The sequence below is a fragment of the Anaeromassilibacillus sp. SJQ-5 genome, from assembly GCF_054108045.1.
On sequence record NZ_JBPJWQ010000001.1, the window covers coordinates 270,678 to 293,602 of the forward strand.

Annotated in this window: 19 protein-coding genes; 11 read left to right on the forward strand and 8 right to left on the reverse strand. The window is 61.7% G+C overall.

Going from position 1 to position 22,925, the window contains the following annotated elements; all coding sequences use genetic code 11:
- Positions 1-35 precede the first annotated feature (35 nt).
- The gene (locus ACSAMM_RS01085) at positions 36-887 is read left to right on the forward strand and encodes a helix-turn-helix domain-containing protein (RefSeq protein WP_457789157.1); all 852 of its coding nucleotides are present in this window, start codon (positions 36-38) and stop codon (positions 885-887) included.
- Here ACSAMM_RS01085 and ACSAMM_RS01090 read toward each other — a convergent pair.
- Entirely contained in the window at positions 884-1,201 is a 318-nt protein-coding gene (locus ACSAMM_RS01090) for a hypothetical protein (RefSeq protein WP_457789159.1), read from the reverse strand. The genes ACSAMM_RS01085 and ACSAMM_RS01090 overlap by 4 nt on opposite strands.
- Positions 1,202-1,347: 146 nt before the next feature.
- Positions 1,348-1,521 (reverse strand): hypothetical protein, encoded by a 174-nt coding sequence (locus ACSAMM_RS01095; RefSeq protein WP_457789161.1) that lies wholly within the window; start codon positions 1,519-1,521, stop codon positions 1,348-1,350.
- A gap of 1,182 nt (positions 1,522-2,703) precedes the next feature.
- Between ACSAMM_RS01095 and ACSAMM_RS01100 the strand changes: the two genes are divergently transcribed.
- The 7 genes from ACSAMM_RS01100 to ACSAMM_RS01130 all read left to right on the forward strand — a co-directional run bounded on the left by ACSAMM_RS01100 (position 2,704) and on the right by ACSAMM_RS01130 (position 12,177).
- Entirely contained in the window at positions 2,704-3,375 is a 672-nt protein-coding gene (locus tag ACSAMM_RS01100; RefSeq protein ID WP_457789163.1) for a response regulator transcription factor, read from the forward strand.
- Entirely contained in the window at positions 3,372-4,304 is a 933-nt protein-coding gene (locus ACSAMM_RS01105; RefSeq protein WP_457789165.1) for a sensor histidine kinase, read from the forward strand. The genes ACSAMM_RS01100 and ACSAMM_RS01105 overlap by 4 nt, the downstream gene beginning before the upstream one ends.
- A 98-nt stretch (positions 4,305-4,402) precedes the next feature.
- Positions 4,403-5,104, forward strand: coding sequence for an ABC transporter ATP-binding protein (locus ACSAMM_RS01110; protein ID WP_457789167.1), 702 nt, complete (start codon positions 4,403-4,405; stop codon positions 5,102-5,104).
- Positions 5,101-7,746: an FtsX-like permease family protein gene (locus ACSAMM_RS01115; protein ID WP_457789169.1), complete on the forward strand. Its 2,646-nt coding sequence runs from the start codon at positions 5,101-5,103 to the stop codon at positions 7,744-7,746. The genes ACSAMM_RS01110 and ACSAMM_RS01115 overlap by 4 nt, the downstream gene beginning before the upstream one ends.
- Before the next feature lie 264 nt (positions 7,747-8,010).
- Entirely contained in the window at positions 8,011-8,760 is a 750-nt protein-coding gene (gene rpsB, locus ACSAMM_RS01120) for a 30S ribosomal protein S2 (RefSeq protein WP_457789171.1), read from the forward strand.
- Between the two features lie 37 nt (positions 8,761-8,797).
- Positions 8,798-9,721: a translation elongation factor Ts gene (tsf, locus tag ACSAMM_RS01125; protein ID WP_457789173.1), complete on the forward strand. Its 924-nt coding sequence runs from the start codon at positions 8,798-8,800 to the stop codon at positions 9,719-9,721.
- 188 nt (positions 9,722-9,909) lie between these two features.
- Positions 9,910-12,177: an EAL domain-containing protein gene (locus tag ACSAMM_RS01130; RefSeq protein ID WP_457789175.1), complete on the forward strand. Its 2,268-nt coding sequence runs from the start codon at positions 9,910-9,912 to the stop codon at positions 12,175-12,177.
- Positions 12,178-12,257: 80 nt separating this feature from the next.
- Here ACSAMM_RS01130 and ACSAMM_RS01135 read toward each other — a convergent pair whose 3' ends face one another.
- On the reverse strand, positions 12,258-12,797 hold the full coding sequence (locus ACSAMM_RS01135; protein ID WP_457789177.1) for a methylated-DNA--[protein]-cysteine S-methyltransferase: 540 nt from the start codon (positions 12,795-12,797) through the stop codon (positions 12,258-12,260).
- Between the two features lie 197 nt (positions 12,798-12,994).
- On the opposite strand from ACSAMM_RS01135, the gene ACSAMM_RS01140 reads away from it, so the two are divergent.
- The 3 genes from ACSAMM_RS01140 (at position 12,995) to ACSAMM_RS01150 (ending at position 17,906) form a co-directional block, all read left to right on the forward strand.
- Complete coding sequence (locus ACSAMM_RS01140) at positions 12,995-14,560, forward strand: AbgT family transporter (protein WP_178725163.1); 1,566 nt, start codon at positions 12,995-12,997, stop codon at positions 14,558-14,560.
- Positions 14,561-14,732: 172 nt separating this feature from the next.
- Complete coding sequence (locus ACSAMM_RS01145) at positions 14,733-16,406, forward strand: alpha-L-rhamnosidase-related protein (RefSeq protein ID WP_457789179.1); 1,674 nt, start codon at positions 14,733-14,735, stop codon at positions 16,404-16,406.
- A 96-nt stretch (positions 16,407-16,502) separates the two neighbouring features.
- On the forward strand, positions 16,503-17,906 hold the full coding sequence (locus tag ACSAMM_RS01150; RefSeq protein WP_457789181.1) for a serpin family protein: 1,404 nt from the start codon (positions 16,503-16,505) through the stop codon (positions 17,904-17,906).
- 243 nt (positions 17,907-18,149) lie between these two features.
- Here ACSAMM_RS01150 and ACSAMM_RS01155 read toward each other — a convergent pair whose 3' ends face one another.
- From ACSAMM_RS01155 to ACSAMM_RS01175, 5 genes are all read right to left on the reverse strand, one after another.
- Positions 18,150-18,713 carry a double zinc ribbon domain-containing protein gene (locus ACSAMM_RS01155; protein ID WP_457789182.1) on the reverse strand — a complete coding sequence of 188 codons (564 nt, stop codon included), beginning with the start codon at positions 18,711-18,713 and terminating at the stop codon, positions 18,150-18,152.
- Positions 18,714-18,721: 8 nt separating this feature from the next.
- Positions 18,722-19,477, reverse strand: a complete 756-nt coding sequence (locus ACSAMM_RS01160) for a DUF975 family protein (protein ID WP_457789184.1) — start codon at positions 19,475-19,477, stop codon at positions 18,722-18,724.
- Positions 19,478-19,755: 278 nt separating this feature from the next.
- The gene (locus ACSAMM_RS01165) at positions 19,756-21,186 is read right to left on the reverse strand and encodes a flotillin family protein (protein ID WP_457789186.1); all 1,431 of its coding nucleotides are present in this window, start codon (positions 21,184-21,186) and stop codon (positions 19,756-19,758) included.
- Positions 21,187-21,241: 55 nt separating this feature from the next.
- Positions 21,242-21,916, reverse strand: a complete 675-nt coding sequence (locus tag ACSAMM_RS01170; protein WP_178725153.1) for a hypothetical protein — start codon at positions 21,914-21,916, stop codon at positions 21,242-21,244.
- 114 nt (positions 21,917-22,030) lie between these two features.
- The gene (locus ACSAMM_RS01175) at positions 22,031-22,603 is read right to left on the reverse strand and encodes a DUF1836 domain-containing protein (protein WP_178725151.1); all 573 of its coding nucleotides are present in this window, start codon (positions 22,601-22,603) and stop codon (positions 22,031-22,033) included.
- Positions 22,604-22,925: the final 322 nt, after the last annotated feature.

A 22,925-nucleotide genomic window follows, 5' to 3' on the forward strand; every position in this document is an offset into this window, starting at 1 on the left:
GAAACCGCAGTTTTTTGATATAGGAGGCTTCGCCTATGTACGCGACCGACGGGGATTTCGGCCGGGTGCGCCTCGCGTCTCATGTCTTTCCCCTGGCCATGCAGGAGGCGGCCGCCTGCTTGAGCGCGGCGGGCTGGCACCGGGTCAACGACCGGTATGGCATTTCCCGTCCCGCCGGCGGCGGGGAGTATCTGCTGCTGATTACCGTGGACGGGGAGGGCTTCCTCCGCCTGGATGAGGAGACCCACCCCCTTCTGCCCGGCGGCGTGGCGATCGTGCCGGCCGGCCGCCCCCACGCCTATGGCGTTCCCCCCGGCGGCGTGTGGGAGTTTTACTGGCTGCATCCCGCCGGCGGCGCGGCGGTGCGGCTGCTGGAGTATATCCAGGCCCGCCTGCCCGCCGGCCGGCCGCCCTTCCTCTCGCCGGTAGATACCGCCCCCTATGTCCGGGAGATCGAGGAAATCCTCCGCCTGCAGGCGGAGGAGCCGGGCCAGTTTGAACTGGGGGCCTCCGTCTGCACGGCGGCGCTGCTTTATCGGCTGCTGTGGGATGCCGCCGGGGCGGGGGAGGAGAGCCGGGGCCGGATAAGCCCGCCCATCATCCGTCTGATGGAGGCCCGGTATGCCGAGCCGCTGCCCGTGCGGGAGCTGGCCGCCCGGGCCTATCTGTCCGAGGCGCATTTTATCCGCCAATTCCGGAGGGAAACCGGCTATACGCCCCATCAGTATCTCAACCGCGTGCGGGTGGCCCGGGCCGGTTGGCTGCTGCGGTTCACCGATAGAACCGTGGCCCAGGTGGCCCGGGACGTGGGGTTCCGGCAGAGCAGCCGGTTTATCCAGCTGTATAAGGCGATTACCGGCCGCACCCCGGGGCAGGAGCGGGGCTAGGCCGGTACACGCCCCAGCACGCCCAGCAGGTGGAGCGCCTGAACGCAGTCCCGGAAGCCCTGGCGGTACAGCGCGCCCTGAAGCAGGCCCGCCGCTTTGCCCTCCGCCTCCAGATAGTCGCGGAGGTTGAGGCAGTCCCCGCCGCTGATGGACAAGTCCTCCTCGTGGTTCACAATCGGGTCGATGCGGCTGTACAATTCCCGGCTCTGTTCCCAGGCCATGGCGTACTCGCCCTTCTGCCGCAGAAGATCATCCATCACCTCGCCCAGCCGGTTTTCCAGCAATTCCTCGATATCCGCCGTAAAGCTATGCATGGTTTTTTCTTCCTTTCCTGTCGTTGTCCAGCCATGCTTGAAAGAATCGGCGGCATATGGTATCATATTTATGCCTCCTGTTCTTTTGAACATGGCTGGTGTGTGAGGAAGCGGTGTACATCTTTCAAGGGGATGCACCGCTTCCTTCATTTTTCGTTGGCTAAAAGCAGCAGAACCGCTTCTCGTATAGTCTCCGCCCGGGTGATGCCATGCGCCTTGCTATAAGCAAGCAGGCGCTGGTTGTCGCTGTCTGTAAACCGGACTTTTACTTCAACGCTTTTGGGGTTGGCTGCTTTTGGCCGGCCGGTCCTGGGACTCATTGTATCACCTCACTTTTGAGGCCCCGAAAATATTGTACTATTCGGGACTCAATAAGTCAACGACAAAATCAAATACAGCAGCAGAAGTGGTAAAATTTCACATTATTCTATCGGGGTTGCTGTTGGTATGCGGGCTAGAATCCTGCGTCCCTGTCTGCGCCTGTAAGCCGCCCGCACCCCTTCTTTCTTTTTCGTGCGTGAAAAAGAAAGAAGGGGGAGAAAGAAAAAGCCTTATGTACCTTTCCGGCGGGGAGAGGCCGACATTGTGCCTCGCGGCGAGCCCTGTGTCGCTGCGGGCTTTGGCCCTCCGCAAGAGAAATAAAACCTTTTAGACACTGTGTCGCCGCTGGTGCGCCCGCTAATGCCCACGCGGCAGCAGCGTTCTGCTTTCTACCGGCCCCGCCTCGCCTGTGCGTAGCCACACGTTGCGGAAGTCGGGCGACCAACTCCCCAGGGGCTCCGCTGCATAAGGAGAACCAAGAGACAAGGGCGGACGCTCTGCCGCTGCCGGGCTCGTCGGCTTAGGCCGCCGAGCCCATACGGGGATCCGTAGGAAGGTAGCCGCAAGTGAGAATTTATCCGTGCTCGATTGATAGGGCTCGCCGTCCTAAGACGGGGAGACCCCACCGGATTGTACAACTAGGGTACGCACCCAAGTATACTACGCGCGTCAGCGCGCTCGTAGCGCGGGAAAAGGACACGTTTCCCGGTAAGATAGGCGTAGATGCGTACTATAGCGCCTTTAGGCGCGAGCGCAATCCTAAGCAGATAGGACAGAAAAATTCGATGTGTTCTTTTCCCGTGCGTCTGTTGGCCAGGCTTTTTCTTTTCTCCCCCCTCTTTTCTTTTTCTAGAAAAGGAAAAGAGGGGGTGCGGGCGCCACATTGGCGCAATAGGAACACGGGGTTATGCCCCGCACACCAACGCAAACCCGATAGAGCCCTAAAAGCGCTGCTATAGAATCGCGGGCTCATACCCCGCATACCTGCACAATCTCCGATAGCCCCATCCCTATACCTTCCAAAGGACACAGCCCATCATGGCCTGTGTCCTTTTATCTCATAAAAACACAAGGCCAAGATGACGAAATCTTCACCTCGCCGACTCCGCCGATGTGGTATACTGAAAAAAAGACAGCCGGCAAATCTGCCGCCGTACGTGCAAAGCAAGGGGGAACCGCCCATGGAAAAAACCATCTTTCTGGTGGAGGACGACGAATATATCCGCGACGGCCTGGTCAGCGTCCTGACCGGCGAGGGCTACCGGGTGACCGCCTGCGGTAGCCTCGCCGCCGCCCGCGCAGCCCTCTCCCGGCCGGACGCGGCCCCCGATCTGCTGATTCTCGACGTGCTGCTGCCCGATGGCAGCGGCTTTTCCCTGTGCGCCGAGGTGCGGAAAACCCGCCGCGTCCCCATCCTGTTCCTCACCTGCTGCGACGAGGAGATGGATACCGTGCGGGGCCTGGACTGCGGCGGGGACGATTACGTCGCCAAGCCCTTCCGGCTCAGAGAGCTCCTGTCCCGCATCCGCGCCCTCCTGCGCCGGTCGGACGCCGCCTCTCCCGAGCGGCTGCAAATCGGGGAACTTATCCTGGACAGCGCCCGGCGGACGGTTTCCCGCCGGGGGGAGGCCTTGGCTCTCACGCCCACCGAGTTCCATATTCTCTACCGCCTGGCCGCCGGCCAGGGGCGGGTACTCACCCGCCGGCAGCTGCTGGATGCCGTGTGGGATTTCGACGGCGAATTCATTGAGGACAATACCTTGTCGGTGCATATGTCCCGTCTGCGGGACAAGCTCGGGGCGGACGGGGCCCGGATCGAAACCGTGCGGGGGGAGGGGTACCGGCTGCTATGAACCTCCTTACCGCCGCGGCCCTGACGCTGACCGCCGCCCTCTTGGGCTTTTTGTCCGGCTATGCCTGCTCCGCCCGGCGGATAAAACGGCAGATCCGCGCCCTGGGCCAAACCCTGGAGGGGATGATGCGGGGGGATTTCACCGCCGATCTCACTCCGCTCAGGGAGGGGGACGTGGGCGTCCTGGCCGGGCAGCTGGAGCTGGCCTGCAAACGGATGAACCACCTGGTCGCCCAGCTTTCCCGGGAAAAAACCGCCATCAAGGATTTTATGACCGACGTTTCCCACCAGCTGAAAACCCCCTTGACCGCCCTGCTGACCTACCTGGAGCTGCTCCAGGGGGAGACGGATGGCCGCCGGCGGGAGCAGCTCGATCGGTGCGTGCTGCTGGCCGCGCGGATGGACGAGCTGACCCGCGCCCTGCTGGATTTCGCCCGTCTGGAGGCCGATGCCACCCTTCTGCGCGTCGAGCCTCAGAACATGACCGAGACCGTCCGGGCCGCCATGAACGCCGTGCGGGACGCCCATCCCCGCCGGGCCGATTTCCGCCTGACCGCGCCAGGCCTCGTGGAGGCCCGCTTTGACGAGAAATGGCTGCGGCAGGCCCTGTTTAACCTCATCAAGAACGCCGCGGATCACGCGGGCGAGCCCCCGGTGGTGACGGTGACCGTCCAACCAGGCGACGGCGCGGCCCGCGTGACGGTGCGGGACAACGGCCCGGGCGTGGACGCGGCGGATTTGCCGCGTATTTTCGAGCGGTTTTACCGGGCGAAAAACAGCGCCAGCGGCGGCCTGGGCATCGGCCTGCCCCTGGCCCGGGAAATCGTGCGGCGGCACCATGGAGATATCCGTGCCGTTCAGGAGGACTCCGGCACCGCCTTCGTCGTTACCCTCCCTATCCTCAACTGTGTGGAAAAAACGGAAAATTGAAGCCGGCTGGATATCCAGCTTACGAAACCGTAAGCGGCCCCTTCACCGAATCGTAAGCTGCGGAGAGTATACTGGGCGGTAAAGGAGAGTGATGGCCCATGAACGCGGTTCTGCAAGCGAAAAACCTGTCCAAGATTTATGGCCGGGGGGAAAGCGAGGTGCGCGCCCTCAACCGGTGCGATCTCACCTTTGAGGAGGGCGGCTTCACCGCCATTGTCGGCCGATCGGGGTCCGGCAAGACCACCCTGCTCCATCTGCTCGGCGGGCTGGACATGCCCACCACCGGCACCGTGCTGCTGGAAGGGCGGGACATCTACGCCCTGAGCGATAAGCAGCGCACCATCCTGCGCCGCCGCCGCATCGGCTTTGTGTTTCAGTTTTATAACCTGGTACCCGAACTGACCGCCTGGCAGAATATCGTGCTGCCCCTGAACCTGGACGGCCGCCGCCCGGATGCGGAGTATTTGAACGCCGTGGTGGAAACCCTGGGCCTGACCGAGCGGCTGGGCCACTTCGCCGGGGAGCTGTCCGGCGGGCAGCAGCAGCGGGTGGCTATCGCCCGAGCCCTGGCCTCCAAGCCTGCCGTTATCCTGGCGGACGAGCCCACCGGCAACCTGGACGGCCGGTCGGGCGGGGAGGTGCTGGAGCTGCTGCATCTTTCCCGCCGCCGCTTCGGTCAGACACTGGTGCTGGTCACCCACGACCTGCGCATCGCCGAGGGGGCCGATCGTGTCCTCACCCTGGAGGACGGCCTGGTAGCCGCCGACTCAACCTCCGACTCGGAGGTGAGCCCCGTATGAAAACCCTCTGGCTCTTGACTTGGCGGGGGATGAAAAAGCGGAAGGCTGGCACCCTGCTGCTGGGCGGCGCCGTGGCCCTGTCCGCCATGTTCCTCACCCTCGTGGCCCTGGTGGGCCTTTCGTCGGTGAAAACCGCCGTGGAGAACGCCAAGGATACCTACGGCGAGCAGATGGTTGTCGCCACAGGGACGGATGCGGCGGCCCAAAGTCTGCTGCACAGCGACGCGTTTCCCAGAAAGGGCGCGATGCTCCTGTCCGGCAGCGTGACGGTGGAAAACAACGCCGCCGCCGTGCTGGTCGGCTACGCGGACGAGGCGGTCCGCGGCATGGCCCGCATCCGTCTGCTGGACGGTCGGCTGCCCGAAGCCCCTGGGGAAATCGCTTTGGAGAGAGCCGCCGCCTTCCGCCTGAACGCGGAACTTGGCGGAACCGTGACCGCCGCCGTGACCCTTGCCGACGGGCGCAGCGAGACCCGGACCTGGAAGGTGACGGGCCTGCTGCAAAACTACGCCGCTGTCTGGGAATCCTATTACCGGTACGCCGCCGGCCATTTTCCCGAGGATGTCACCATCCAGCCCCTGAACGGCCTGCTGTGCGAACAGGAGGCGGCGGCTCTCTGTGCCCTGCCGTATCTGTATCTGCTGGACGCGCCCCGACCCGACGGGGCTTATATCGCGGCCCATATCCCCGACGATGTCCTTTACGTCTGCAACAATACCGTTTACCGGGAGCTGCCAAGCAGCGGCGTGGGCCTTCCCAGTGAGAAGGAAACGTTTTTGTATGTGGGCATCATCGCCGGCGCCGTGCTGTTCACCCTGGCCTCCATCCTCATCGGCGCTTTCCTGCTGACGGTGGAAAAGCGCCGGCGTCAGCTGGCCCTCCTGCGCTGTGTGGGGGCCACCAAGTCCCAGGCCAGGCGGATCCTGCTGCTGGAGGCCCTGAGCGTCTCCCTTGTCGGCGGGGCGGCGGGGATTTTGGTGGGCGGGGGCCTGTCCTATGGGGCGGTGCAACTCTTTTCCGCCCTGCTGGGCGCGCCGCTTTTGTATGCGTTCAGCCCCTGGGTGCCCGCCGCCGTTCTGGTGGGCACGGTGGTGTTCGGGCTGCTCTCCGCCCTGATTCCCGCCCTGCGGGCCGGCCGGATCCCGCCGGTGGAGGCGGTGGCCTTCCGGGCCAAGCGGCGGCATCCCTCCCGCTGGCGGACGCGGCAATTCATCTCCCCCCTGCGCCTGTCGTTTCAGTCCCTGCGCCGCTCCGGTCTCCGGATGACGCTGACCATACTGGGCTTCGCCTTCTGCCTCGTCGCCCTGAATTTTGTCATGGCCTTCTGCCGCACCCAGCGGGCGAATACCTTCGTCCGCCCGGATTTTGAGCTCATCGATCGCTTTGTCGGCAGTATCGGCTACGGCAAAATGGATGGCAGCATCCCGCAAATCGATGAGCCGGAGCAGTATGTCAATACTCAGCGGCAGCTTCCCGAACAGGTGCGGGGCCGGCTGGCGGGCGGCCGGGTCTACAGCAAGCTGGACACCCTGTTTTGCGCCCGGCTGCCGAAAGAGAAGCAAACCCCCTATCTGCTGGAATACAGCGATTTCTGGCTGAACGACGACCTGACGCAGACCAATCCCCGCGCGAACGAGAAGTACGGCTACGACGCGGCGGACGCCTTTTACCGGCTGTCCAATCTGCTGACCATGGAGGACGCGCTCCTCGAGGAGCTGAAGCCCTATGTGGCGGAGGGGGCCATCCATCCCGAGGCCCTGCGGGAGGGACGGGAGATCATCCTCTGCCTGCCGGATTACGCCTATAAAATCACGGTCAATCAGGACGGCACCTCCACCGGCCGCCTGTATAGCAGCCGTTTCCTGTCGGAGAAGCCGCCGGAGCTGAAGCTCTTCACCAACGATGCCTATCACGCGGGGGACGACCTGGAGCTGACCGTCGTGAACGGCACGGCGTTGAAAAACGGCCAGTCCGGCGCCGAAGCCCGCCTGGATCGCACGGTGAAGGTGGGCGCGGTCATCCGCAAGCCCCCCGACTGGCTGGATATGGGGGGCGGCGAAATGATGACCCTGATCGCCGGCGAGGGGGCGGAGGAGCGTCTCGGCCTGCCGGTGCGGTTTTCCGATCTGATTGTCTATCTGTCCGGCGGCGAGGACTACGAGACGGCCGCCGCCGTCATGAGAACCGCCGCCGAAAAGGCCGACCTAAGCTTGTATGATCAGCTGGAGTCCAACGAGGCGGAGGAGACGATTTACCGCCTGATGCTGACCGTTACCGCCATGCTGTCGGTCTGCATCGCCGCCATGGGCGTCATGGGCCTGCTCAACGCCGCCGCCGGGCGGGTTCACAGCCGTCGGCGGGATCTGTCGGTGCTGCGCAGCGTGGGGATGACCCGGGGCCAAGAGCTGTGCATGCTGGTGTACGAGGGGGTGTTCAGCGGCGTGTTGGCCGCGATCCTCGGAACCGGAGGGTATCTGCTTCTGATGGCCTGCCTGACGCCGGAGAATATCGGAAACACCTCCTGGCCGCTGCTCATCGGCGGGGCGCTCACCTGCATCCTGCTCAGCGCCCTGGCGGTGCTGTTCCCGGCGCGGCAGGCCATGAATGTCCCGCCCATCGAGGGCATCCGCCAGCTGGATTAGCGCTATCGTTCGGAAACCTGCTGTAAAATGTGGGGAAATGCGTCGCTGTCCCTGTAAGAATACGAAAAAAAGCGCAAATGTACGGAAAATTTTGAAAAAGCGCTTGTCTTAAACGGTGGTTTTGTGCTATACTAGTTCGGCAAAACGCACGCGGGTCTTTAGCCATGGCGGGTTCCGGCAAAACCGCCGGTGCCATGGATATGGCGGTAAATTCACATGCCCCCATAAGCCCCGCGGAGGGTAAAACCAAGGAGGAAACAGTCAATGGCAGTCGTATCCATGAAGCAGTTGCTGGAAGCCGGTGTGCATTTCGGCCACCAGACCCGGCGCTGGAACCCCAAAATGGCTCCCTATATCTTTACGGAGCGCAACGGCATCTATATCATCGACCTGCAGAAAACGGTCCGCAAGCTGGAAGAAGCGTACATGTTCGTGCGCGATCTGGCCGCGAACGGCGAGACCATTCTGTTTGTCGGCACCAAGAAGCAGGCGCAGGATTCTATCCGTGACGAGGCCCAGCGTGCCGGCGCCCACTTTGTCAACGCCCGCTGGCTGGGCGGTATGCTGACCAACTTCCGCACCATCCAGGGCCGTATCAAGCGCCTCGCGCAGCTTAAGGCCATGGAAGAGGACGGCACCTTCGACCTGCTGCCCAAGAAGGAAGTTATCAAGCTCAACCATGAGATCGAGAAGCTCGAGAAGTTCCTGGGCGGCATTAAGGACATGAAGAAGCTGCCCGGCGCTCTGTTCATCGTCGATCCCCGCAAGGAGAAGATCGCCGTCTCCGAAGCCCGCAAGCTGCACATTCCGATTGTGGCGATTGTCGACACCAACTGCGATCCCGACGACGTGGATTATGTGATTCCCGGCAACGACGACGCCATCCGCGCCGTCAAGCTGATTGCCTCCACCATGGCCAACGCCATTCTCGAAGGCCGTCAGGGCGAGGAAACCGCCGCCGCGGAGGCTGAGGAAGCCCCCGCCGCCGCTGCGGAAGCTCCCGCCGAAGCCTGAATCTTTCAACAATCCACCACGAAAGGACTTGAATAACATGGCATTTACTGCGAAAGACGTCCAGACCCTGCGCGAGAAGACCGGCGTGGGCATGATGGACTGCAAAAAAGCGCTGGCCGCCAGCGATGGCGACATGGAGAAGGCCATCGATTTCCTGCGGGAAAAGGGCCTGGCCGCCGCGGCTAAAAAATCCACCCGCATTGCCGCCGAGGGCCTTGTCTACGCCTATGTGGACAACGCCAAGAAGGTGGGCGTGGTCATCGAAGTGAACTCCGAGACCGACTTCGTGGCCAAGAACGCGGATTTCCAGAATTTCGTCAAGGCTCTGGCCGAGATTGTGGCCGAGAAGAACCCCGCCGACGTGGCGGCCCTGTCCGCCCTGCCCTATGAAGGGGAGCAGACCGTGGCCGACGCCCTGCGGGATAAAATCCTGGTCATCGGCGAGAACCTGAGCATCCGTCGATTCCTGCGCTACGAGGGCGACTGCGTGGCGTATGTCCACGGCGGCGGCCGCATCGGCGTGCTGGTTCGCTTTGATGCGGACGCGGCGGCCTCCGGTTCCGACGCGCTCATCGAGTGCGGCAAGGATGTGGCGATGCAAATCGCCGCTCTCAACGCCCAGTATCTGGACAAGAGCACCGTCCCGGCGGAAGCCCTGGCCAAGGAGAAGGAAATCCTCGTGGCCCAGATCCAGAACGATCCCAAGAACGCCAACAAGCCCGAGGCCATCATTGCGAAGATGGTGGACGGCCGCATCGGCAAGTTCTATGAGACCAACTGCCTGCTGCAGCAGGCTTTCGTCAAGAACGGCGACATCACGGTGGAACAGTACGTGGCGGATCAGGCCAAAGCGGCCGGCGGCGCCATGAAGATCGCCGAGTTCGTCCGCTTCGAAAAGGGCGAAGGCATGCAGAAGCGGGAAGACAACTTCGCCGACGAAGTAGCCAGCATGATGAAGTAAATTCCACAAATGGAATTTACGCCGTCTGCCGGTTGAGCAGTTTATCGCTGAATAAATGGGCTAGCCTTTAGGGGCTAGCCCATTTTTGGGTTCGGGGGAAACCGCGCGTGTCCCACGGGATGAAACCCATGGATTTTTGCGGAAACTTATGTTACACTAGGAACAGAACCAACGCGGGAGGGCAAAGGATGAAACAGGACAAGGGCCAGGGTACCATTCGCGCATATCTTGGCAAATCGGCTTCCTTTTTTTATTACAAACGGCTGCTCCTGCTTCTGGCGGTGTTGGTTCTGCTGATTATCGCCTTGGCTGTTTGGACCGCGTCGCGCTTGCAGATGGCGATGAATAAAAGTACGCAGACCTATGTTACCGATGTGTCCCTTCAGCTCTCCAACGACATTGATTTTCGATTGACCAAACAAATGGAAGATATGGAACTGCTGGAAGACAGCATACGTCAAATTTACGACCATGAGAATCCGGAACCGCTGAAGGAGTTCTTACGCGATAAAGCACGATCTATGGATTTTGACGCACTTCTTATCACCGATGAGGGCAGCCGTTTTTTCAGTACGGCCCCTCTTGGAAACGACATATTCAGTCTGTCCGGCATACAGGCTTCGTTGAACGGGCAAGACGGCGTGTCGTTCATGGATAACCAGGAAATTCTATATTCCATTCCGATTCGCCGCGGCGATGACGTGGTCGGAGTGCTCGCGGGGAAACGAAGCAAGGAAAATATGCAGCAGCTGATACAATCGGTAAGCTTTTCCGGCCTGGGACTGACCTGCATCATTCACCAGGATAGCCACGTCGTTATTTCTCCCACCAATCTGGAGCCCTTTATGCGGCTGGACGCGCTGTTCTCGGAAACCCCCAACAGCGATACGGCGGCGAGCATTCGCCGTATGCAGGAGAATATGAAGCGGCAGCAGCCTGGCGTATTCCCCTTCACGGCGGTAAACGGCACCGACCTGATACTGGCGTATAATCCGTTGGCCAGTTACGACTGGGTACTGCTGACCTTGGTGCCGGCCAATTTGATTTCCGCCCAGACCAACGCCTATATATGGCAGACCTTTTTGATCATCGCCGGAATTCTGGCCCTTTTTGTCCTCATGCTGGCCGTTTTTGCCCGCATATTCCGAGGGCATTACCGGCAGCTGGAGCGGGTGGCCTTTGTGGATCCGGTAACAGGCGGGATGAACAACACGGCGTTCCAAATCCGCTGCCGGAATCTGCTGCAAAACGCCTCTTCCGGTGACTATGCCGTGGTGCTGCTCCATATCAAGGATTTCAAGCTCATCAACGAGACCTATGGCCGCGAGGCCGGGGATCGCACCCTGCGCTATGTGATGAAGGCGCTGGAAAGCGAGACCGGCGGGGAAGAGGCGGCGGCCCGCACCGCCGCCGATAATTTCTATCTCTGCCTCAAGGAGAACGAGCCGCAGGCGCTTTGCCGCCGCCTCGGAAAGCTGGCGGAGGCGATTAACGGCTTCAACCGGCAGGCGGCAAAACCGTATCGCCTGATCCTACAGCCGGGCGCGTACATGGTGGAGGATCCCGCCGCCGATATCACGGTGCTGCAGGATCGGGCGAAAACCGCCAGCCGGAACCGCTCCGCTGCCGAGGATGAGCACTGTAAGTTTTATGACGCCGCCTTCACCCAGCGGCTGCTCAGGGAGAGGGAGCTCAACGACCTGTTCGAGCCATCGCTGGAAAACGGGGATTTTCAGGTGTTCCTGCAGCCCAAGGTCGGGGTGAACAACGGCGAAATAGGCGGCGCTGAGGCGCTGGTGCGCTGGATCCATCCGGCGCAGGGAGTGATTTTCCCCTCGGATTTTATTCCGCTCTTCGAAAAGAACGGGCGGATTCGCAGCCTGGATTTGTACATGTTCGAGCAGGTGTGCAAAACCCTGCGTGATTGGGCGGATAGAGGCCGGCAGATACTGCCGATTTCTGTCAACCTGTCCCGGGAGCATTTCAGGAGTGACGACGCCCTGCGCCCGCTCCAAGCCATCGCGAGCCGGTACGCCATTGCCCCGGGCTGGATCGAGCTGGAGCTGACCGAATCCTCGTTCTTTGACGACCACGGGATCGCCTATGTGAAGAAACAGATCGACGCCATGCATCAAATGGGATTTCTGTGCTCGCTGGACGATTTCGGCTCGGGGTATTCCTCTCTGGGCCTGCTCATGGAATTCGATGTGGACGTGATAAAATTCGACCGGCGGTTTTTCCGCCATGTGTCGCGGAAGAAAACCAGGGATGTCGTCAGTGCCATGGTGGAGCTGGCGGGCCGGCTGGGCGTTCAGACCGTGGCCGAGGGCATCGAGAATGAGGAACAGCTGGCCTTCCTGCGGGAGGTCGGGTGTGACCTGGTGCAGGGCTACGTGTTTGCCAAGCCCATGCCCATCGAAGCGTTCGAGGCCTGGGAGGACGCCAGAAAATCGTAGAAAATATTGGGGCCGCCGGATGTATCCGGCGGCCTTTTGCGTGTGTGGAGGAGCCTTCGCCAGCGGGTGACCCGCGGCGCTTAAAGAGCGGTTCCCTTGGTCGGCACAAAGAGACGGGACGTATCGACGCCTTCCAGCTCCAAAAGCCGGCGCTTTTTGTCAATGCCTCCGGCGTAGCCCGTTAAGCTGCCGCCGGCCCCCACAACCCGGTGGCAGGGGATGATGATGGAAATTGGATTGTGGCCCACCGCGCCCCCCACCGCCTGACTGGACATGGTGGTTTTTCCCAGACGGGCCGCCAGCTTTTGGGAAAGACCGCCATAAGTGACAACCTCCCCATAGGGAATTTCGCATAGGAGGCTCCATACGCCTTGCCGGAATGCTCCGCCAATAGGCCGCAGCGGCAGCTCGGCAATGGCGGGCTTCTTCCCCGCGAAATACCGATTCAGCCACCCCTTCGCGGCCTCAAAGACCGGGAGAGCCTCCTTGAAAATCATTGTCTCGCCAATCGTGCCTCCAAAATATTTCTGTCCTTCCATCCAGAGACCGACCAGGTTTTCTCCGTCACAGGCAAGGGTGAGCCGTCCCACAGGAGACGGGCAGGTTGTGGCGTAATACATAGTAAACCTCCTGATAGAGAAGTGCTCTGCCATTTTCTCTTTTCATTCTAATCGCGGCCCATGAAAAAGTCAAACGGATAACGGATGCCCAACAGGCTATGGGTTAGAAAAGAATGGCTGTTTTTTTATGGGCCGCGTGTTTTTCAACGGAAATCAGCCACACTATAGACGATATTATAGGTAACCGAGGTAATCGCATGGCTAAAAAACGCAGAAAAGATAAGCCGTCCCTGTTCGGCCGGATACTGGGAGGCATCGAGAGGGCGGGCAACCGCTTGCCCCACCCCATTACCCTGTTCGCGCTGTTCACCCTAGGTATCATCCTGGTTTCCGCCCTGTGCGCCCTGCTCGGCGTGTCCGCCACCGGGGAACTCATCAACTCCAAAACCCTGGAGCTGGAGACCCAGACCGTCACAGCCGTTTCCCTGCTGAGCAAGGAGGGCGTGGTGTATATGCTGACCAGCATGGTGAGCAACTTCACCAGCTTCGCCCCCCTGGGGGTGGTGCTGGTCACCATGCTGGGCATCGGCTGTGCGGAGGGCAGCGGCTATCTGTCCGCTCTGCTGAAAAAGATGGTGTCGGTCACCCCGCGGGCCATCATCACCCCGGTGGTGGTGCTGCTGGGGGTGATGTCCAACATCGCCACCGATATCGGATACGTCGTTTTGATTCCGGTGGGGGCACTGGTGTTTATGGCCTATGGCCGGCACCCGCTGGCGGGGCTGGCGGCGGCCTTTGCCGGGGTATCCGGCGGGTTCAGCGCCAACCTGCTTATCGGCGCGTTGGATCCCCTGCTGGCCGGTATCAGCACCGAGGCTGCCCACATCGTGGACAGCGGCTATACCGTGCTGGCCACCGATAACTGGTTTTTCATGATCGCGTCCACCGTTCTCATCGTGGCCATCGGCACCCTGGTCACCGATAAGATCGTGGAACCCCGCCTGGGCCGGTTCGAACAGGAGGAGGGTCAGGCGGATCACCGTCTGACCGCCCTGACCGGCCAGGAGGCCAAGGGGATGAAGATCGCCTCCCTGGTGTTGCTCCTGCTGGTGGCGGGGCTGATAGCGGCGGCGATCCCCCGCGCCTCCCTGCTGCGCAATCCCCAGACCGGCAGCCTGACCACCGGTGCCCCTCTCATCGACGGCATCATCATCTTGCTGGCGCTGCTGTTTTTCGTCCCCTCCGTCCTCTACGGCCGGATTTCCGGAACCTACAAAAACGAGAAGGACGTGGCGGGACAGCTAGAAAAAAACATGGCGGCCATGGGCGGCTACATCGCCCTGATTTTCGTCGCCGCCCAGTTCATCAGCTTTTTCAACTACAGCAAGCTGGGTACGATTCTAGCCATCAGCGGGGCGGAATTTCTCAAGTCCTCGGGCATCAGCGGGCCGCTGCTGATGGTGATCTTCGTGCTGTTCACCTCTCTGCTCAACCTGCTGATGGGCTCCGCCACGGCGAAATGGACGGTGCTGGCCCCCATTTTCATCCCCATGTTCATGATGCTGGGCTATTCGCCGGAGCTGACCCAGGTGGCCTACCGCATCGGTGACTCCTGCACCAACCTCATCACGCCCATGATGTCGTATTTCGCCATGATCGTGGTCTTCGCCCGGAAATACGATAAAAAGGCGGGCATCGGCACCCTGGTTTCCATGATGCTGCCCTACAGCCTGTTCTTCCTTATCGGGTGGACGGTGCTGCTGGTGGTCTGGATGATCACCGGGCTGCCCCTCGGCCCCGGAGCCGCCACCCTGCTGGGGTGACGGCCGCTGTCAATCCCATCATCCTCAGCAGCAGGGCGGGTTCGCCCTGCTGCTTTTTGACGAGGCGAGAGCCGTAATTTTGTCTTTCGTTTTCCTCCGGTATCTGTTATAATCGGAGCCGACGAGGGGCTCCGGCGTTAACGGCCGAGTCCCGAAGAAGGAGGAGCTTTCAATGAGGATTATCGACACCATCCCCGTGCTGGAGGAGGACACCCGCCGGCGGGTGCTGGTGCCCCCGGCCCGTGTCATCCTGACCCGCGGCCGTGTGGAAGGGGCGGACGCCCTGCTGCAGCCGGGCGAGCTGCAAATCCGTCTGCGGGAGGGCGCGACCGTCCGGATGGAAAACCGGGACGGGGGCGAGCGGGCGGCGGTGCTGCTGGATTACGGCCGGGAGCTCCATGGCGGCGTCCGGCTGCTGAACTGGCAGGCGGCGGGCGCTAGTTATCCGCGGGTGCGCCTGTGCTTCGGGGAGTCGGTCGGCGAGGCATTGAGCGGTCTCGGGCAGAAGAACGCGGGCAACGACCACGCCCTGCGGGATTTTACCGTCCCGCTGCCCGCGTTGAGTGATCAGACCTTTGGGGAGACTGGCTTCCGGTTCCTGCTCATCGAGCTTGTCGAGGAAGAGGCGTCCATCCAGCTCAAAAGCGCGCCGGCGGTGTTCGTCTATCGGGACGTACCTTACCGAGGAAGCTTCCGCTGCAGCGACACCCGGCTGAACGCCATCTATGACACGGCCGCCTATACCTGTCATCTCTGCCTGCAGAACCGGCTGTGGGACGGGATCAAACGGGATCGGCTGGTCTGGATTGGGGACACCCATCCCGAAATGCTGGCCATCCGCGCCCTGTTCGGGCGGGAGCCGCTGCTGGAGCAAAGCCTGGACACCGCCTGCGGGGAAGCGGCGCTGCCCGGCTGGATGAACGGGATGCCGGCGTATTCCATGTGGTGGCTGCTCATCCTGCGGGACTGGTACCAGTACACGGGGGACAAGGCCTTCCCGGCCAAGCACCGGGAGTACATACGCGCCCTGACGGCGCAGATTCTGCGCCAGGTGGAGCCGGACGGCCGTCTGGCGCTGGATGACTATTTTCTCGACTGGTCCACCCATGGCATGCCGGAGGCCCGGGCCGGGGTGCAGGCCCTGGCGGCGCTGTCCATGGACGCGGCGGCGGTGCTTTGCCGCCTGCTGGAGGACGAGGACACGGCCCGTCGGGCCCAGCGGGGCGCAGCGGCGCTGCGGGCCTATGGCGGGGACGGCGGGTCGATCAAGCCCGCGGCCGCGCTGCTGGCCCTGGCGGGTATGCTGCCCCCGGAGCGGGCGGGGGAAATCTTGCGGCTGGACGGCCCCCGGGGCCTGTCCACCTTCATGAGCTATTACATTCTGCGGGGTGCGGCGGCGGGCGGCCATATGACGCAGGCGCTGGACATGCTGCGTGCCTATTACGGCGCCATGCTCGATCTGGGAGCCACCACCTTCTGGGAGGATTTTGACCTGGATTGGGCGTGTAAGGCCTCACCCATCGATCGGCTGCCCTACCCCGGCGAGAGCGATGTGCACGGGGATAACGGGGCCCATTGCTACAGTGGGTTCCGGCACAGCCTCTGCCACGGCTGGTCGGCGGGGCCGGTGCCCTTCCTGGCCGAAGCCGTCCTAGGGGTGGAGCTGGCTGCTCCCGGAGGAACGGATATCCGGCTGCGTCCCCAGCTGGGCGACCTGGACTGGGCGGAGGGGAGCTATCCGCTGCCCGCCGGGGACCTGCATGTCCGGCACCGGCGGAACGCCGACGGAAGCGTGCAAACCAGCTTTGAAGCGCCCGCCGGCGTGCGGGTGACGGTGGAGGGCTGACAACGGCGGAATTTTCCCAGCGGCTCCTGCAACATTTCCGGCGATTTCTCTCACTATACGAATGAGAGCAATCACGGACATGTCAGGAGGGGTATCATGAACAAGAAATGGCTGAGCCTCGGCTGTGCGGCGGCGCTGTGTCTGGGCCTCGCGGCCTGCGGCGCGCCGGTACCGGGCGGAAACGGGGACGCCGACGCTTCGGCGCCGGTATCGCGGGCGGACGCCGCATCCTCGGAGGATGGCGCCGCCACCTCGGAAGCGCCCCTCACCGTCACGGGGAAGAAAACGGGAACCACCACCGCCCGCTCCACGGCGGAGCGGACGACCCGGTACAGCGCGCCCCAGCCGGTGAACCGGATGACAAGCGGCTTCGCCAACGGGTACGGCGCGTTTGCCCTGCGGCTGATCCAGCAGACGCAGCGAACCGGTCAAAACGGCTTTGTGTCCCCGGCCAGCGTGTATCTGGCCCTGGCCATAACGGCAAACGGCGCGGCGGGGAACACGCAGGAGCAGATGCTGTCGCTGCTCGGCGCGAAGGACGCGGCGGCGCTCAACAAGGGAAGCCGGGATCTGCAGTCCCTGCTGGCCGGCGGGTACCAGCTGGCCAACGGCATCTGGCTGAATCAGGCTTTTACCTCCGAGGTACAGCCCGCTTTTTTGAAGGCCAACGACACCTATTTTCACGCGGGCGTCGAGCGGATCGCCTTCAGCAACGACGCGATACCGGGCATCAACGACTGGGTGGCCGACAAGACCGCCGGCCGGATCACCGACCTGGTGAAGCCGCCTCTCTCCTCCGACGATTTGATGCTGCTGATAAACACCCTGCTGTATGAGGGCAAATGGGAGGATCCGTTCCTGCTGCGCAGCACGAGCGACGGGGTCTTTCACGGGCCGGAAGGCAACCGGAGCCTGCCGATGATGGCGCAGACGCTGTCAAACGCCGTCTGGTATGAGGACGACGCGATCGAAGCCACCCGCCTGCCCTTTGCCGACCACCGAACGGCCATGGTGCTGGTTTTACCCAAGAAGACCGGTACGGTGGCCCTGACGGAGTGGATCGCCGGGCTGAAGCCAGCGGATCTGTGCGAGCTGATCGCGGCGGAAGGCCGGTGCGACCGGCTGCATCTGACCCTGCCCCGGTTCACGGTTTCTTATAAAGAGAATTTGAAGGACACGCTGGTGAAGCTGGGCATGACCGATGCCTTCGATTCCCTGGCCGCCGACTTCTCCCGCATGGTCAAGCCCACCGGCCCCCTGCGGCCCTATATCGACATCGTGCAGCATAACACCGCGCTGGAGGTCAGCGAGGCCGGCGTGCTGGCCGCCGCGGCCACCGACGTGGAGATGAAGGCGGGCGCCGCCCGCCCGAACAGCCTGGAAGAGCATACCCTGCGGCTGGATCGCCCTTTCTTCTGCGCCCTGGTGGACCAACCCACCGGCGCGGTCATCTTCGGCGGCGCGGTCTGCCGGCCGAAAGCGCTGGAGACGGAGACATAGAAAACAGCCCCGGGATTTTTCCCGGGGCTGTGAGACTGTCGAAAAAGTATAGCGGAGGGAGGGGGAGTGTGAGGGGGAACCGTCAGGGTTCCCTCCTCGCGCAACAATCACCCGCCCGCAGGCGTCAAAAGTGGGGAAAATCGTTCGATTTTTCCCACTTTTGCTCAGCTTGACGTAAATGGACGGCGCGAGCCGGACTTTTTCGACAAGCTGACAGCCCCGGGATTTTTCCCGGGGCTGTTTTTAGTGGTATATCCAGCTGAGAATAAGGGTGACTAGGCCGCCGACCCACAGGATCAGCGCACCGATCGCGCCCCATTGGTAGTAGTAATAGTTCGGCCCGGCGTCCACGTCGATATACCAGTATCGATCCGAAAACCCAACGTCTTCGAGCAGCCGGCACAAACCGCCCAGGACGCTCAGCAAGAGGGAAGGAAGCGTCAAAGGCGAGGGAAAGACGATGAGCGAACCCAGCGCGGCGGCGGCCGTTACGCCACAGGCGATGAGATACGGGACACGCAGCGTGTCGAACCAGTACATCCGCCGGATGATTTTCCGGCTGATTCTTTCGACAGCCTGCTGTCCGCTGACCGGCCGAATTTTCTTCAGCGAGGCGCCGCAGTCCCGGCAAATCACGCTTTTCTCCGGGTTGCTCAGCCCGCAGCGGGGACAGAACCGTACCAGCGCGTCCGGCTCCGGCGGCTTAACGGGAGCGGCAATCTCCGCTTTTACAAGCGGGCTGCCGCACCGGCGGCAGCGGGACGCTCCCTCGTCGTGACTCAGGCCGCAGTTGGAACAGATACGCATGATTCACCTCAATATTGGGGATAGCCGTAAGGCGGAACGGGAGGCTCCACGGGGGGAGGGGGCAGCTGGCCGAAATCCTCCCAGCGGAGAATGCCCTGTCGGATGGCATTGTCCTTGAGCGCGTCATACAGCCCCGCGTGGGCGGTGTACATGTAGGGGTTGACGTACACGATGCCGAGAATGCCGCAGGTCAGCCCGCTGAGCAGCATCCAGCCGAAAAAGCTCAGGTCAAAGATGAACAGATCGCCCTTATGCCCCTGGGTCATGGCCTTGCTCATCTGCAGCGCCCGGCTGGGAGACAGGTTGGGATTTTCGTAGATGATGTAGTCGGCCATGCTGTAGGCATAGCTCATGACAATACCGGGGATGATGAACAGCAGGCTCCACAGGAACACGAACACGTCCCGCAGCAGGGCGGTGGTCATGCTGGGGAGATAGATGCGAAAGCTGGCGAATACCTCGCCGGCCCGCGCGTTCTCCCCGCGGGAATACCGCATAAACCATCCGCGCAGCCCGGTGTGGATGACATTGCCGAGAAAAACGCTGTACACCACGCTCACCAGGCCGAGAATCAGGAACAGGGGCAGAAATACGGCAGCGAACCGGGCGGATTCCTCGGAGCCGTTCAGCTGCAGGCGAAATTGCACGCCGCCGCTGAGAGAAGCGCCACAGAGCAAAGCGGCCAGAGCGGCCAGAATGGCGTTGCTCCTCTCGGTTTGCAGCCGCCAGCGCGCCATGGATTTGATATACCCTCGATCAAACATGTGCCATACTCACTTTCCGGCGGCTTCCCGCCAAAAATGGATACAAAAAGGGAGGGGCGCGCCGCCCCTCCCTAGCTATTGCCAAATAAGTATCGGAGGGAAGGGGAGGTGTGGAGGGGGAACCGTCAGGGTTCCCCTCTCCGCGCAACAATCAACCCGCCCGCAGGCGACAAAACCGAAATTTTCGGTTTTGTCCCGCTTGGAGAACATATTCGGCGTATGCCGAACTTGTTCTCCAAGCGGGGGCGCGCCGCCCCTCCCTCTGCTTAACGGACGGTTCAAGTTTCCGGCTTATCCGCCGCGTCCTCTGCGGGAACCGTCTCCTTCTCCTCCAGCTCCTTGCCCAGGAAGGTGGGAATCTGCAGGCCGGCCATCTTGAAGGTCTCGCTGATGGGCGGGATGGATTTCATCATGCCGGACAGAAAATTCGCGGTGGTGGGGCTTCCGCCCTCGCCGTTCATGCTGTCCCAGACGGTGATCTTGTCGATGTTCAGGTTCTTGACGGCCTCCACCTGGATCTTGGTCAGTTCCTCAATCTTATCCGCCAGCAGCAGCTGCACGGCTTCCTGAGAACTGCCCGCCGCCTTGACGATATCGGAGAAACCGGCCGCCTGCTTGGACAGGATTTCCTGAATACCGCGGGCCTGCGCTTCCATCTTGGCGTAAATTGCGTCGGCCTCACCCTTGGCCAGCCGGCGGGACTGCTCGGCCTCGGCCTCGGCTTCCAGGACCAGCTTTTCCTTCTCGATCTGCGCGTTGACGATGATGTCGGCCTGCTGGGTGGCCAATTCGCGGGCGGCACGGGCCTTTTCCGCCTGTTCCTCGGCCGCGTAGGCCTCTTCCTTCGCCTTGGCCTCGGCCAGCTTCTCGGCGGTCACCGCGCGGCGCAGGGACTCGGCTTCCATTTCGCGGCGGGTGGCATCGGACTTGGCCACGTCGGCCTTGGATTTGTTTTCGCCGTCCACGGCGGTGGCGTTGGCCGCGGCCACGGAGATACGCTGGTCGCGCACGGCATTGGCCTCGCCGATGGAGCCTTCGCGGTTCCGCTCGGCCACCTGGATACGGGCTTCGTTGATGGCCTTGGCGGCCGCTTCCTTACCAAGGGCCTCGATGTAGCCGGACTCGTCGCTGATGTCGGTGACGTTCACGTTAATGAGCCGCAGGCCGATTTTCCGCAGCTCGCTCTCCACGCAGGAGGACACGGCTTCCAGGAATTTGTCGCGGTCGGTGTTGATTTCCTCAATCTGCATGGTGGCGATAATCAGACGCATCTGGCCGAAAATGATGTCCTTAGCCAGCTCTTGTACCTCCACCAGCTTCAGACCCAGCAGCCGCTCGGCCGCGTTCTGCATGGTGCCCGGTTCGGTGGAAATGCCGACGGTAAACCGGGCGGGCACGTCGATGCGGATGTTCTGGCGGGACAGGGCATTTTTCAGATCCACGCTGATGGACATGGGGGTCAGATCCATGTACTCGTACGCCTGGACGATGGGCTTGATGAACGCGGCGCCGCCGTGGATGCATTTGGCGCTGCGGGCGGTGCCGTCCTTGTTGGTGCCGACCTTACCGTAGATGACCATGACCTTGTCGGAGGGGCAGCGGCGGTACCGCGACAGGATGAACAGAATGACGCTGAACAAGATGAGCACGGCCACGATGGCCACCACGATCACGCTCGGAGGGATGGATGCCGCGAGGATTGGTTTCATACTCTACACTCCTTTTTTATCAATGGGGGACAGCCCCCCTGTGAGACGATGGGAATCAGTCGATGGGGGCCACCACCAGCACGTCGTTTTCCACGACGCCGGTCACCTGTACCCGCTGGCCGGTTTTCAGCGGCCCGGCTGGGCAGATGGCATCCATCTCGGTAAAGCGTTCCTGCACAATCAGGGTCACCTTGCCTTTGGCGTTTTCCAGAATCGGGACATAGACCTCGCCTGTCAGCCCGATGGCGTTCATCGTGTCCAGGTTGCCGCTCTGCTGCAGGTCGTTGGCGACCTTGAGCAGGATGGCCACCACGAACATGGCGATGAATCCGGCCACCAGGGCGAGGAAGATGGATAGAACGGCGGGCACATGCATATCCAGCAGGGCGATGCCTACCCAGCCGAAAAGGGTCAGGAAGGCGACGACTCCCCGCACGGTAATCAGATGCCAGTCGCCGGAATGCTCGGCGCCTTGGCTGTTTGCGTCATGGCCGAAATCGTGATCCTGTTCGCAGCCGCCGTGATCCAAATCCCCGTGATCCAGGGAGCCGTCATGATCCAAGCCGCCGTCATGGTCGAAGCTGCCGTCGTGATCGACATCACCGCCCCCGTCCTGGGTAAAGCCGATGAGGGTCAGAATGGTCTGCAGCAGCAAGATGAGCGTGGCGGGAATGGCGACGACATAGAGAATTTGCTGCAGGGGCTGCAGGGCGTTCCACCAGTCTAACATGTTAGGCTCCTTTTCTCCGGCGACTGCTTGGTTTGCGTGGGGTGGCCGGTTCCGTTCTCGCCGGAAAACGGAACCGCCGGCGCATTGTCGACAATGGAGGGATCCGTCGGTCGATCAGCGCATGGGGCACATCTGTTCGTAAATCGCGTCAGCCTGCTGCATCAGGGTAGCGGCCGCTATGTTGAGCAGCATGACGGCAAGCGCGTCGGACAGGCGCTCCTTGGCGCCTAGCACGGGTCCCTCATAACCCTCAAGTTGCGCACCGATGAGGGTTATGACAAACTCGTGATGGATGGTTCTCTCCCGCTCCATGGCAAACAGGCCCGCGCATACCATATTATATAGGGCGGGTTCGGGGATAATGTCATCGGATCGATCCTCCACGCTGCCGTTGACATAGGACAGCAATGCCGCTATTTTGTCGAGCTGCATGGCGGGGCGCAGAAGGTTGATCAGAAGAATCCGGGCCACCTGCAGCTCGCCGTACTTTTTGTTGACCGGCTTGGACACCCAGCCGCGTTTGACCCAGTTCTGAATGGTCGTGGGGCTCAGCCCGGTCATCTCGGTCAGCTGGGACAGCAGCAGCCCGCCGCCGGATACCGCAAAAATCGGAGTCAGAACCGAAAAGGCGTTGTCGGCCGCCTCCTCGGGAAGCGGCAGCGTGGTGCCGGGTAGCACTTGTGCCATGGTCACACCTTCTTTCTCTTACAGTATGTCGACCTCTTTTCAAGTTCTATTGCATTATATCACATGGTCACGTGAACCTCAAATTGGTTTTTTATCTTCCGCGGACATTGAATAGAGAATAGAACGATTTATCTCTCGTTTTCTTCTATATTCTAACATTTTCTTTGATTATCTATCGAATTCTTGGAAATGGTTTCCGCGCAGGCGGACGGTGCCTCCTCTCCGCCCCGGTATCCGACGGAAAAACCGGGGAATCCTTTCGGCCCTCCGGGAACTTTATGAATTTTTACCACTTTACTTTGTTAGCAGGATAGTGTATCAT

Excerpts from the sequence above, each read along its gene's own strand:
- ACSAMM_RS01150 (WP_457789181.1), top strand. The coding sequence starts at position 16,503 with ATGAACAAGAAATGGCTGAGCCTCGGCTGTGCGGCGGCGCTGTGTCTG.
- ACSAMM_RS01140 (WP_178725163.1), top strand. The coding sequence starts at position 12,995 with ATGGCTAAAAAACGCAGAAAAGATAAGCCGTCCCTGTTCGGCCGGATA.
- ACSAMM_RS01145 (WP_457789179.1), top strand. The coding sequence starts at position 14,733 with ATGAGGATTATCGACACCATCCCCGTGCTGGAGGAGGACACCCGCCGG.
- ACSAMM_RS01100 (WP_457789163.1), top strand. The coding sequence starts at position 2,704 with ATGGAAAAAACCATCTTTCTGGTGGAGGACGACGAATATATCCGCGAC.
- ACSAMM_RS01155 (WP_457789182.1), bottom strand. The coding sequence starts at position 18,713 with ATGCGTATCTGTTCCAACTGCGGCCTGAGTCACGACGAGGGAGCGTCC.
- ACSAMM_RS01090 (WP_457789159.1), bottom strand. The coding sequence starts at position 1,201 with ATGCATAGCTTTACGGCGGATATCGAGGAATTGCTGGAAAACCGGCTG.
- ACSAMM_RS01095 (WP_457789161.1), bottom strand. The coding sequence starts at position 1,521 with ATGAGTCCCAGGACCGGCCGGCCAAAAGCAGCCAACCCCAAAAGCGTT.
- ACSAMM_RS01165 (WP_457789186.1), bottom strand. The coding sequence starts at position 21,186 with ATGAAACCAATCCTCGCGGCATCCATCCCTCCGAGCGTGATCGTGGTG.
- ACSAMM_RS01130 (WP_457789175.1), top strand. The coding sequence starts at position 9,910 with ATGAAACAGGACAAGGGCCAGGGTACCATTCGCGCATATCTTGGCAAA.
- ACSAMM_RS01135 (WP_457789177.1), bottom strand. The coding sequence starts at position 12,797 with ATGTATTACGCCACAACCTGCCCGTCTCCTGTGGGACGGCTCACCCTT.
- ACSAMM_RS01175 (WP_178725151.1), bottom strand. The coding sequence starts at position 22,603 with ATGGCACAAGTGCTACCCGGCACCACGCTGCCGCTTCCCGAGGAGGCG.
- tsf (WP_457789173.1), top strand. The coding sequence starts at position 8,798 with ATGGCATTTACTGCGAAAGACGTCCAGACCCTGCGCGAGAAGACCGGC.
- ACSAMM_RS01110 (WP_457789167.1), top strand. The coding sequence starts at position 4,403 with ATGAACGCGGTTCTGCAAGCGAAAAACCTGTCCAAGATTTATGGCCGG.
- ACSAMM_RS01115 (WP_457789169.1), top strand. The coding sequence starts at position 5,101 with ATGAAAACCCTCTGGCTCTTGACTTGGCGGGGGATGAAAAAGCGGAAG.
- ACSAMM_RS01170 (WP_178725153.1), bottom strand. The coding sequence starts at position 21,916 with ATGTTAGACTGGTGGAACGCCCTGCAGCCCCTGCAGCAAATTCTCTAT.
- ACSAMM_RS01160 (WP_457789184.1), bottom strand. The coding sequence starts at position 19,477 with ATGTTTGATCGAGGGTATATCAAATCCATGGCGCGCTGGCGGCTGCAA.
- ACSAMM_RS01085 (WP_457789157.1), top strand. The coding sequence starts at position 36 with ATGTACGCGACCGACGGGGATTTCGGCCGGGTGCGCCTCGCGTCTCAT.
- rpsB (WP_457789171.1), top strand. The coding sequence starts at position 8,011 with ATGGCAGTCGTATCCATGAAGCAGTTGCTGGAAGCCGGTGTGCATTTC.
- ACSAMM_RS01105 (WP_457789165.1), top strand. The coding sequence starts at position 3,372 with ATGAACCTCCTTACCGCCGCGGCCCTGACGCTGACCGCCGCCCTCTTG.